Consider the following 10,708-nt stretch of genomic DNA (forward strand, 5'->3'; position numbering starts at 1 on the left):
AGGGCACGTTGTAGACGCCCTCGTCGAGTTCGAACTCGTGCGCGACAGTCTCATAGAGATAGACCCCGTCGCGGTCCGTCTGATAAACGGTGATGTGCTTGTGCATGTTTGACCTTAGATATGGATGCGTGGGTGGAAAGCGACGTTGATGCCGCGCGTCTCACTCGACACGCGCGAGGTTCGAACCGTGTCCATTTGGACCTGGGTGAAGCTCTGAGCTGATGTCGGAGAAGCGGCAAACTGCGTTGTCGTGCCGGGCAACGCAGCAAAGACCCCACCCACGCCGATCTCCTGCGTTGCGCCAAGCACGCCTTGCAAACGCTGACTCGCGTCAAGCTGCTTTGTGCCCAGCGCCCGCGCGCCGCCGTCGGCATTCGTTCCGGTATGGCGAAAATGCATATCGCGGAGGTCGGGCACACGGAACTGCGTGCTGTTGACGTCGACGAAGTAGTGCGCGCCGATGTTTGCAGCCCAAACTGCTTGAGACACAACAAGCCCAGCTTCTTGCGCGTAGCCCCACAGCGCCGGATAGGCTGCCTTCGACAGCAAACCGCCCGTGGCATCGATCTCGTTGACAAACGGGCTGGGCGTGTGGCCGAGCAGCGGGCGCCCACACAACGGCGAGCGGTAGCCCGTGTAAAAAGCGGTCGAAGTCCACAGCCACATCTCGCCAGCCTCCGCGATCATCAGCGGCCCAGCGTTGTAGGTCGGCACCGCGGCAATCGAAACCATCATCGGGTACGAGCCCAGGACACGCGCGACGAATGCCGTCGTCGCTATCTTGGTGGAGTTGTCGCCTTGCCCTGGCGTCGGCGCGGTGGGCGTGCCGGTGAAGGCAGGTGATGCAGCCAACGCCGCCACAAACTTGGCCTGCAGCGCGGCCAGGTCGCCGTTGTCCAGCACGTCCTGGCCGCTCTTGTCGGCGATGTACTGGCCGAGCATGGCGGCCACGAAGGACGCCTGGCGCCAGACGGTGTTCAGCTCTTTGGACTTGGCGGTGCCGGCCGAGAAGCCGGCATTGCGGCTAGCCAGGGCCTGATAGTCGGCGGGTGCGAGCACGTTGGCGCCAGCGGCGGTGCCGAAGGGAAGGATTTGATTGATAGCCACGGAGTGTTTTCCTTATTGAACCGGCGAAATCAACCGGCAAACAGCGATCCCCAGAGTCCGTTATCGAACCCCGAGATGTATTGGTTCTGCACGTCAAAACCGAACAGCGGCCCCTCGCCCGAGGGGAGCACGTAGTACTTGATGCGCACGCCTTCGGGCTTGATCGGGATGTAGCCCCCGGTCAGCAGGGCCAGGAACAGCGCCGAAGGCGGCGCGCCGGCCACGCCGATGTCCACCGACATGTCGCCGTTGTCCTCGATCAGCACGTGGGTGCCGCCCTGGAAGATCTGGTTCAGGATGGCGGCCGAGGTTTCCAGCGTGCCGTCCCAATGGTTGGCGGCGATCTTCGCGCGGATCAGTAGCCTGTAGGTGTCGTCATCCAGCGAGGTAACGCCGGAATCTGGGTCGAACGGGCCCTGCCATACACCCTCATCCATGCCCAGGCCAGCGACATCGAGCGAGAAATAGACACCTACCAGCGGCGTGCGCACATTCCTGCCGATGCCAACCCACAGGCCGACGGCGTCAAGCTGCACGCCCACGGCGGCATCAAGGTCGAACGCCGGCACCAGCGCGTTGATGGCGGCCTGGGCGTCGACGAAGCACTGCGACACGGTCTGAATCATGCCGGTGAATTTCGGCTTGCCCCGGTGAAATGCCGTGACCAGCCCCATGTACTTTCCGATTTCCGCCATCACAGCACCGTCAGCACGATGGCCGCTGGCGTCGTTGCCGCGGCCGCATTGAAAGCGAGGGAAACATCCGGCGCGCCAGGACCGCTCGGACCTGTCAGCGTCAGCGACACCAGCTTGTAGGCGGTCCCCCCACCCACCGAATTCGCGGCCGTGATCGCGTCGCCCCACTCCACAGATCCACTCAGGCCGCCGCCGATTTCAACCGCGTTCACGTAGCCCGCGACCGCCTGCTTGATCTGGTTGCCGGTCATGGTCGTGTACCCCGTCAGCGCCTTGATGGTGATCACGGCGGTGATTGGCGCCGTCGTCGGCCGGAAAAAATGGATGGGATGCGCAATACCGTAGATGTCCGTGACGACCTCCGTGGTGGTCCCATAGGTCCCCGTTCCGGGCGTCTTCTTGGCCGCAATCGCGCTTGCAATGGCCATGGCATCGCCACCGTCCACCACCAGGCTGATGCTGTGCGACGGTATGCCGTTCGCGTCGGTGGCGTTCGTGTCGTTCTCATAGGCCCGATAGCGCGCCACGCCGGCAATTGATGCCACAGCGCCCACCGTGCCTTCCAGCACCGTGCGCGACGGCAGCGCCACGGATACGGCCTGCCGCACGCGCAGCGCGGCATCGGTTTCGACCGGCGCGCCCGGCGTTGCCGCTGCCGGGTTCGTCACGGACTGCCAGCCCAGCGTCGGCGTGCCGATCTGGGTAATGGTCCCGGCCGGCGCGGCAATGGCACCCTGCCCCGTGTTGGACGCCGTTACCGTCAACTCGCCGGACGGCGGGATGACCACCGATGCCGGCAGCGCCCATTGCTGCTGGTTCGCATCCTTGGCGATGCCGTTCTGAATCGTGGTTCCTGCCTGGCCGACGATGCGCAGATCGACGGTCGACGCGCTCGCGGATGCTCGGCTGATGCCGTTTATCTTGACGTTGCTGGACAGCGCCGCGCCGATCCCCTTCGCCGGCGAAAAGGAGTTGTAAACCTGGACGGCTGCAGTATTCGTGTCGTTGATCGCCGCGGCAATGATCGCCAGGAGCTGGCCGTCCTGGCTGTCGGCCTCCAGATAGGTGTCAGCACCATAGATCGCCCGGAACTGGGACTGCAGGAATGCCAGGACTTCTGCATATGTCGGCGCGTGAATGCCCGTGGCGTCTATCGTTGGCGCCGTAGTGGTGATGGCCATCAAATCCTCGCCTGTACCGTGGTCTGTCCGTAGACCGTATTGATCGTCGCCTCTACCGTCACGTGCCGCGCCTCCGTATCGAGGTCACTGCTGTAGGCCACCAGCTCCGTTACCCCCGGCGTGCCGAGGATGCGCTGGCGGATAGCCGCGTCATAGGTTGAGCGCGTGTTCTTGCCCAGGATCTCCTGCATCCAGGGCGTTCCGTCCGTCGTATCCAGGAACCATTCCCCCCGGAACAGCATCAGCCTCGTCTGGACCGCCTGCGCCACTGCCAGCGGCGTATCCCGGAAATAGTCGAGCTGCTGCCCGCCGAACGAGTAATCCCCGTTAGCGTCTAGCTTTCGATACCGCATGGAATCTCCTACACAACAGGCCCGGAGTTGGATGAACCGCCCTGCACGCCACTGTGGGCGTGCGTATCGTCGATCCGCTTGCTGTTCGAGGTGAGTGTCCCGAAGAAGTTGATGGTGCCCGTGATCTTCGCTGCCGCCCCGGACACGGCGCTGCCGATCAGGCCACCCAGGAAGGTAAAGAGGCCCGTTACGGTCACCTTTTCGCTGAAAGTGGCATGCGGCGTGATTACATCCAGGCCGCCTGGCGCCACGATGCGCAGCTTGTGGCTGCTCGGGTCCAGTTCAAAGAACGCCTGGCCGTCGTCGCTGCGCAACTGCGTGGCGGTAGTACTGATGGACGGAATGGTGTGCGGCTGGGACCGGACGCCAACGAAAACGAAGCCGTCCGACAGATCGTGCATGCGCCGTGCGGCCTGCTCCTGGATGCCGCCAGATTGCCACCAGCTATCGATGCACCGCGACGAGAAAACGACAATGCATTCGTCGCCGGCCTTGACAGGAAACGTCAGCGTACAATTCCCGCCAGATGGGAAGTGGACTGGGCAGTCTGTGAGCAACGGAAGCGCCGTCGCGACGAACTGCTGGCCGTCCCCGCGAATCGGCATCATGATCGACGGCTGCACGACACAGGTCTGGGCCGCGGCGTCGAACGATTGCACGATGCCGGGCAGCGCCGTCCACATCTCTGCCTGCAAGCCCCGGAAGGAGCGGCGGAACGCCAGCTCAGGGTTATCTGACCTTTCAAATCGGTTCATGGTGCCTCTATGAAGAAAATTCTGCTCGCGCTACTCGTAGCTTCTGGTACTGCGCACGGCGCAGAGGCTTACATCTACCCTGTCCGTGGTGCCAAGGTTGGGCAAACTATCAAGCTGCAATTCCCCACAGTTCTTTACCTACACGAGAAGTGTGAGTTGCCCCTTGTGAACGCGCCCAATATGCGCAAGTACGTGTCCTATCGTGGAGTTTGGGACGTCGGTTGCTGGGGCCAGACCATCGACGGCGACGCGTTTATGGTCGTCCCGAAGATGTCAACCACAACCGTGCCGCTCAACACACTCATGCGTGCGAACGTGTCAAAAGACTGGGAAGCCAAGATATTGGCTGGCCCTCAATACCTCAATCGCTAGAGGTCCGTCTTTATGACCCCAAGCGGCGGGGTGGCAGAGTAGCCCCGGTTCTTAAAGGCATCGGGTATTGCCGTCACGTCTGCAGCCAAACAGACGACCTCGGTGTACCAGTCGTTGCCGCGCGTGTCCCCCCAGTGCTCGGCGAGCATGACGTAGTAGTAGCCCTGATCCTGTAGCGCCGCTTGCTGCGAAATCCTCTCGTTTTCCGCCTGTTGTTTGATATCAGGGTTGTACTCGTAAAGCTGGATAGCCTCGTTCTTCAGCCGGATAAGTGTTCCGATCTTCACGCTGGGGTTGAGCAACATGCGTGCGGTGATTCCGTTAGAAGTCTGCTCGGGCAGCCCCACCAGACCAGTGTCAGGTCCAATTTCCGGGATATCGCCAGGCTGATATGACGTCTCGGGCCACATGACCGCCTTGCCATCCTGAATGCTCCACACGGACTGCGTCGTGCGCGCCACCCCCGCCATGAAGTCCCGCGCCAATCCGAACAAAACCTGCCCACGCGGCAAAGGCCTATGCGTCAGCGGCGCCATATACCCCTTCGTGACACCCTTAGGTTCCATGGCCTTCAGCGACGCATCGACCACATCCTGCATGGTGGCGCCGGCTGCGAGCGTCGTGTTCACAAAGCCGAAGTTATAGGCGCTGTCGCCGTCGGCGGCCAGAATGTCCACATACGTGTCGGTCTGGTTCTCTCGCCCGATCCGTACCTGAATGATGGTGCCGTCGAAGATGATGCCGTAATTCCCCTCGTAGCCAGCTTGCAACACCACCCGGGTGAATTCCTTCATCGTGCGCAGGGCCGTCTGGGGCGCTACGTTGTAGACGCGGACCCGGAGCGTGTTTGGCGTCTGCACATCACCCCGCTTGATGCGGAAGATAAAGCGCAGGTCGGACAGGTCCAGCGCGTCCTCGGTGCCGACGATCAGCGAGGCCTTGCGGATCCATTGTTCGGTGTCTTCACCAGCGGTGACGTCGTCGCCGTAGGTGGTGATTGCGGGAAGTTCTTGGGTAGACATGGTGGGTTCCGGAAATGGGTAAGAAACGCCACTCCTGCGAGAAGTGGCGCCCGTGCTATGTCAAAGCCTAGATTCGAAGTCCCTCGGGCAACTTGTCCCGAATTCTCGTGGCGCAGGCCAGAAGCAGCGCAATCAAGTCGCCCTGCTCCGGCACCATCCCGTTCGGCTCGTTGATCATCTTGGCGATGTCTGCGAGCGATGCGATGCAGGCATTTCGGGGGACCAACTGCGCCCAGGGCTCGTCCTGAACATCACTGCGGCCAAAGTTCCCGTGACGCAGCCCGAACACCCAACGGTTGGTCTCGATGTCCTCATCACTATCCATCACTGCTTTGAAGACAGTTCGGTAGGCGACTGCCCCGACCTCTGCCGCTACGCTGGAGGCCTTCTTTTCACGCTCCGCCCTTGCCGCCGCTTCGTCCTCGTCGTCGTCAACCAGCTCCCATTCCGTCGCCGCCCTGGTCAGCAGGCTCACCGCTTCGGTAAATTCAGCCTGCGGAATCTCCCGGTAGGCCACACCGAAGTGCGCTTTCAGCTTGCTCCACATCTTGATCGACGCCGGGCCTTGTTTTGCCTTCGGCAGTCGATCGGCAGTGGTCTTGACCAGCTGGCGCAGAGCGTCCTGTTGTTCCTTGGTCAGTACGTCGCCCGGATTGACCGCAAATTCCTTGGGAAGATAGACGCCCGTCTTCCGGATTTGTGGCAGAACCTCAGACGTCACCCACTTGGCGAACTTTCGCGCCTCGGGCTTACGGCTGCGTAGGACCAAGGCGTACAGACCGGATTCGTTGATGATGGTCAGCTTCTGGTCCCCTCCAGGGGTACTCACAATCTGAGTACCCTTTTCATCGGCATCCAAGTGCCTCGCCGCGTTGTGGGAATCTCGATATCCCAAGGTCTCTGCCACATCTGAGCAGACAAACCAGGGCTCACCCTCTCGGACCATCACCCGCACCGGATGCTCGCCGAAATTGAAAGGGCTGACCTCCGCCGTCTCCGGCGACCGCTTCCCGGCGGCGTCGATCTTCTGTCGGGTCAACAGCACCTTGGCTTCGTGGACCTGATCCTTGCGTTCGCTCTCCATCATGGCTACCAGTGCCGTATTCGCAACAGGAATCTGGCCGCACGGCTCGATCTGATGTACACTTTTCATGTCAGTTTTCCTTTGTCGATAAGGGGTTACTGCAAATCCAACGCCTCGACGGTTGCAGCCGTCGGGGCGTTTTCTTTTTGGGCTTTCAGACCAGCATCGATCAGACACAAGATCTCTGCATTCAGGCTTCGACGATTCACAGCAGCGCGGACCTTTAGCGCTTGGCGAACACCTGGATCTGCGAAGCGAAGCATGAACTTGTCACACGTCGCACTAAGTGGCTTTGTCACATCTGCTCCTTTGACGCCGGTATGGCGTAGACAAATAATAGTAGTGAATTGCGATCATCGCAATAGGCGACTATGTAACAGTAGCAAATGGCGAGTACTATTTTGACTATGACTGCCAAGCTACCCCCAAGTCGAACCGCCGAACAATTCGTAGTCCGCTTCCCTGACGGCATGCGCGATCAGATCGCCGATCTCGCTAAAAAGAACGGCCGCTCAATGAATGCCGAGATCATCAATCGCCTGAAGTGGTCCATCGAAGCTAATGACTTCTTCGAGCGTCCCAGCAAGTCCACCCTCCCGGAAGTTGACAAAGCTGCTCAGGGCTGGGCGGAACACATGGTTCAACCAGAGAATCGTCGGGACCTGGAAAGCCTCCTAACCATAGTCAGAGACATCGTGTTTCGGTCATCGAAGGGTGCGCTAGCGCCACCAGACTCAGACGATGACAGTTCCAAGACCTGACGGCATTACGGTTCCATCGTCACCCAGTACACCGTCGACCCGAAGCCCAGATCCTCGAACGTGGGCAGAGCGTCCGGGCCAGCGGCCCCTTGCACGAACAGGCCACCCTGGAATCCCAGGTGCCTGAACTGCTCCAGCAGGTCGGCGCCGGTGACAAGCGGGATCCCGCCAACCATAGGATTGCCCCCGCCGTCTGCGATGTCGACTGTCCAGCCGCCGCGGTAAAGGAGTGTCAGGCGGTAGTCGATGCCGCCCAGCGTGATACCGAAGGTCTGAGGCGCTGGCGTCAGTGGGATCTCGTATACCGCCATGTCAACCTCCAATGGAACTGGGAACGGGCAATGCTCCACCTGGTGCCGGCGTGCCAGGTACCGGTGCTTTTGCTCCCTTGTTCTCCGTCTCCGCGGTGGCTGCCGGGTCTTCCTGCACATCCCGCGGAGGCAGGGTCGTCGCCTTCGTCTTGACGATAATCACCTCGCGCAAGGTCGCCGTGACCATCAGGGCGCCCGACGTCTTGTCGTCGTTGATCACCATCAGGCTCTGGATGAGCATGTTCGAGTACTGCCGCCGGCAGGTGACCAGGTCGAACGGCTTGCGGGACTCCTGGAGGGCCAGCAGCTGGGAGTAGACGGCGTCCACGTAGGTAGACGTCGCCGGCATGCCGTTGTTCACCTTGGCCGGCGTGCCACCAAGGATGGCCGTGTAGTCGGAGTTGCTCCATCCACATTTGATGATCACCTCGTTGGGCCGCTTGAATGCGTGATCGTTGATGTTGGCGCCGTTCTCGACGGGATGCTCCGTGATGGTCAGCTCGTCGTGGTAGACCTCTTCCAGCGTGGCCGATATCGTGATGTCGCCGATCTTCTTCGACGACAGCAGGATCATGTCCAGGCCCAGCGAATCGATGATGCTCATCCTTGCGCCCCACCAATGGTTCGTACTGCTGCGTCGTTAACGCGGGCTTGTTCGCCGGCCACGGCCTCGGCGACTGCCTTCGGATCGCGCGCGCCGCTGACGTATATCGTGGTGTTCGCGTTCATCGAGACAGCCTTTCCCTTTTCCGCTCCGACGGTCTGCCCCTGATCGGCCCCCGCGTAGTACCCCTGCCACGGTTGCTGCTCAAGCCTGCTGAGCACATCGCGGTAGTACTTCTGCGATTCGGCCGGCATACCGTCCAGGCCAAGCTTGCCGAGATTTCCGATCCCGCCGTTGTAGGCAGCCAGCGCCTTCTTCAGATCGCCGCCAGTCTGCCCAAGGAGCCACTTCAAGTACCGCGCGGCGGCGTCAGCCGATTGCTCTAGGTCGCTTGGATCTTTGAGCCCCATTTCCTTGGCCGTCGCCGGCATGAACTGAAAATGGCCCTCCGCTCCCGCCGGAGACAGCATGTTCTTGCCGCGTCCAGATTCCTGCAGCCAGACGCTGTCCAGCAAGCCCTGAGGCAAGCCGTAGTGCTTCTCCAAGTTGTCGAACAGCGCCGCGGCCATGGCGTTCGGCGGAGCGCTGGTCTGGGGCCCGGGTGCAGGTGCAGGTGCCGCAGCTTGTCCCGCTTTCAACTGCTCCAGCTTCTTCGTGTAGTCAGCGATATCCCGCTCCAGCGGGATCTTCTCTGCCTGGTACTTCGCGGCGTTCCGAGGATCCAGCTCGATCAGCTCGTCCTTTTCCTTGATCCTGGCTTGTCGATCGGCAATGCGCTGTTTGATACCCTCTTCCGTACCGGTCATCTGGTGCTGCAAGTAGGCTCCCCCGATGGCGATAGGAGCACCAATCGCCGCCGCTGCTAGTGCGGTCGTGCCGATCGTCGCACCGGCCGCTACCCCGGCACCGGCAGCCGCCGCGCCACCTGCCGCCGCTCCTGCCTGGGCTGCCGCCGCAGCCACACCCACGCCGCGCAGCGCTCCCGCCAGCTTCCCGAGACCGCTCAGGATTTGGAAGCCGCCAAGGACTTTCAGTGCAGCCACCGCGAGCAGGATGTTAGTCGTCCAGCCGTTGGTTGCCTTGTCCCACTCGACAAACTTCTCGATCACGGCGCCAAGGATCGGCAGAATTGTCTCGGCCGTCCTGAGCACAACCTGGGCCACGTCCGAAATGCGCTTTGCGATCTCTGGCGCGTTGTCCTTGAACCATGCCGAGAACCGCTTCAACTCGGGCCCGACCTTCTCCTGCAGGTCAGCCTGAATCAGCGTGAACATGTTGTCCGCGGTGCGGCCCAGCTCACGGATCGAGGTCATCAGCTCGTGGGCGTCTTTGGCCGCCCGCGACATGCCGTTGTTCTCAGACTCCTTGCGGATCTGGCGCAGACGCTCGATGAAGGCCGGGTCTCGCATCGCGAGCATCAGGTTTTCATCGATCCCGAGAACGCTGCCGTATTGATTAGCCAGCCAGGTTGGCTTACTCGCCATCACGCGACCGATGTCAGCGATGAGGTCGACCGTATCGCGCAGATTGCCGTTGGCATCCCGCGTCTGGACTCCCAAGCTGGCGATGTACGACTCGCCTGCCGGGTTGTTCCGCATGAACTTGGCAATGGCCTCCACGCTACCTAGCGCGACGTCGGCAGACACGCCGAAATCGCGCGCGGCTCCACCAAGCGCCCGCAGACTATTCTCGGTAGCGCCGACTCGGCGGCCGACGAAATACAGGCTCTCGATCTTGGAGGCAAAGCCGGCGACGCTGGCGCCGATGGTTAAGGCTGCCCCCTGGATGGTTGCCACCAGGCGCACAACGCCCTTTGTGGAATCCTCAACCCCTTCCTTGAAGGTCTTGAGCCCCTTCTGATCGACCTTGAAGCCAAGGGCGACCAGGAATTCGCGGATCACTTCAGCGTTGCCGGCCATTGCCTTCGTCCATTGCCCGTCGCGCGAGCATTTCATTGTCAGCCTGCACGGCTGCCGCGTCGTTCATGAGCGCGACGTCGGCTAGGTCGATCGAGCCGTCCAGCAGCTTGTCGTAGTGGATATGGCCGCGCAGGACTGGCGCCAGCAGCCAGTCCTCGCCATCCGGCAGGCTGGCCCAGGCTACTGCGCGTCGGCCGGCCCGCTCCCTTGGCTGGTAAGCAGGCCTTGCATAAAAGGGCCGAGGTTTTGGGTTATGACGCGCACAATCAGGGGCAAGATCACCCCCAGGTCCATGTCCTGGAACATGCAGACACCCTGGCTGGTGCTCCATACGTTCGCCCATGCGCCGTTCTGCTGGCGCTGCACCACGCCGAGGCAGACGCCCATGATGTAGTCCGCGTCCTCGTCCTTCATCGCCGCCAGGCCGTCAGTGAACGGCTGCAGCAATTCCCCGAGGCTTGAAGGATCGTCCATCAGCGGCGCTCCCCCTTGAGCCAGCCGCAGATACACGGGGATAAGGGGCGGGATGACCGGGGCGATCCGC

The 10,708-nt window shown here is 61.6% G+C and carries 13 protein-coding genes; 2 read left to right on the forward strand and 11 right to left on the reverse strand.

Annotation, left to right across the window (positions count from 1 at the left end; translation table 11 throughout):
* Positions 1-114: 114 nt before the first annotated feature.
* Genes KDH83_RS13320 through KDH83_RS13340 form a run of 5 tightly spaced genes read right to left on the reverse strand, consistent with a single transcriptional unit; the run spans position 115 to position 4,091 of the window.
* Positions 115-1,107 (reverse strand): hypothetical protein, encoded by a 993-nt coding sequence (locus KDH83_RS13320; RefSeq protein ID WP_212316389.1) that lies wholly within the window; start codon positions 1,105-1,107, stop codon positions 115-117.
* A 29-nt stretch (positions 1,108-1,136) separates the two neighbouring features.
* Entirely contained in the window at positions 1,137-1,802 is a 666-nt protein-coding gene (locus KDH83_RS13325) for a DUF2612 domain-containing protein (RefSeq protein WP_212316391.1), read from the reverse strand.
* A complete protein-coding gene (locus tag KDH83_RS13330) occupies positions 1,802-2,983 on the reverse strand; it encodes a baseplate J/gp47 family protein (protein WP_212316393.1) in 1,182 nt (393 codons plus the stop codon). The genes KDH83_RS13325 and KDH83_RS13330 overlap by 1 nt, the downstream gene beginning before the upstream one ends.
* Positions 2,983-3,336, reverse strand: coding sequence for a hypothetical protein (locus tag KDH83_RS13335; RefSeq protein WP_212316395.1), 354 nt, complete (start codon positions 3,334-3,336; stop codon positions 2,983-2,985). Before KDH83_RS13335 ends, KDH83_RS13330 begins: the two co-directional genes overlap by 1 nt.
* Before the next feature lie 8 nt (positions 3,337-3,344).
* Positions 3,345-4,091, reverse strand: a complete 747-nt coding sequence (locus tag KDH83_RS13340) for a Gp138 family membrane-puncturing spike protein (protein WP_212316397.1) — start codon at positions 4,089-4,091, stop codon at positions 3,345-3,347.
* 9 nt (positions 4,092-4,100) lie between these two features.
* Between KDH83_RS13340 and KDH83_RS13345 the strand changes: the two genes are divergently transcribed.
* The gene (locus KDH83_RS13345) at positions 4,101-4,463 is read left to right on the forward strand and encodes a hypothetical protein (protein ID WP_212316399.1); all 363 of its coding nucleotides are present in this window, start codon (positions 4,101-4,103) and stop codon (positions 4,461-4,463) included.
* Here KDH83_RS13345 and KDH83_RS13350 read toward each other — a convergent pair.
* Together KDH83_RS13350 and KDH83_RS13355 are read right to left on the reverse strand one after the other, a co-directional pair.
* Positions 4,460-5,485 carry a hypothetical protein gene (locus KDH83_RS13350; RefSeq protein ID WP_249205085.1) on the reverse strand — a complete coding sequence of 342 codons (1,026 nt, stop codon included), beginning with the start codon at positions 5,483-5,485 and terminating at the stop codon, positions 4,460-4,462. The genes KDH83_RS13345 and KDH83_RS13350 overlap by 4 nt on opposite strands.
* A gap of 67 nt (positions 5,486-5,552) precedes the next feature.
* Positions 5,553-6,638 (reverse strand): Bro-N domain-containing protein, encoded by a 1,086-nt coding sequence (locus KDH83_RS13355; protein WP_212316401.1) that lies wholly within the window; start codon positions 6,636-6,638, stop codon positions 5,553-5,555.
* Positions 6,639-6,976: 338 nt separating this feature from the next.
* Between KDH83_RS13355 and KDH83_RS32870 the strand changes: the two genes are divergently transcribed.
* A complete protein-coding gene (locus tag KDH83_RS32870) occupies positions 6,977-7,330 on the forward strand; it encodes an Arc family DNA-binding protein (protein WP_212316408.1) in 354 nt (117 codons plus the stop codon).
* Between the two features lie 5 nt (positions 7,331-7,335).
* On the opposite strand, the gene KDH83_RS13370 is transcribed toward KDH83_RS32870, so the two are convergent.
* The 4 genes from KDH83_RS13370 to KDH83_RS13385 all read right to left on the reverse strand — a co-directional run.
* Positions 7,336-7,641, reverse strand: coding sequence for a hypothetical protein (locus tag KDH83_RS13370; protein ID WP_212316410.1), 306 nt, complete (start codon positions 7,639-7,641; stop codon positions 7,336-7,338).
* A gap of 1 nt (position 7,642) precedes the next feature.
* Positions 7,643-8,245 carry a phage baseplate protein gene (locus KDH83_RS13375; protein ID WP_212316412.1) on the reverse strand — a complete coding sequence of 201 codons (603 nt, stop codon included), beginning with the start codon at positions 8,243-8,245 and terminating at the stop codon, positions 7,643-7,645.
* Positions 8,242-10,164 (reverse strand): lytic transglycosylase domain-containing protein, encoded by a 1,923-nt coding sequence (locus tag KDH83_RS13380; protein WP_212316414.1) that lies wholly within the window; start codon positions 10,162-10,164, stop codon positions 8,242-8,244. Before KDH83_RS13380 ends, KDH83_RS13375 begins: the two co-directional genes overlap by 4 nt.
* Positions 10,165-10,344: 180 nt before the next feature.
* The coding region (locus KDH83_RS13385; protein WP_212316416.1) for a phage tail assembly chaperone at positions 10,345-10,708 on the reverse strand (364 nt) is incomplete at its 5' end.

The organism is Achromobacter sp. Marseille-Q0513, from assembly GCF_018195695.1.
In the GTDB taxonomy this organism is placed as follows: Bacteria; Pseudomonadota; Gammaproteobacteria; order Burkholderiales; family Burkholderiaceae_B; genus Achromobacter.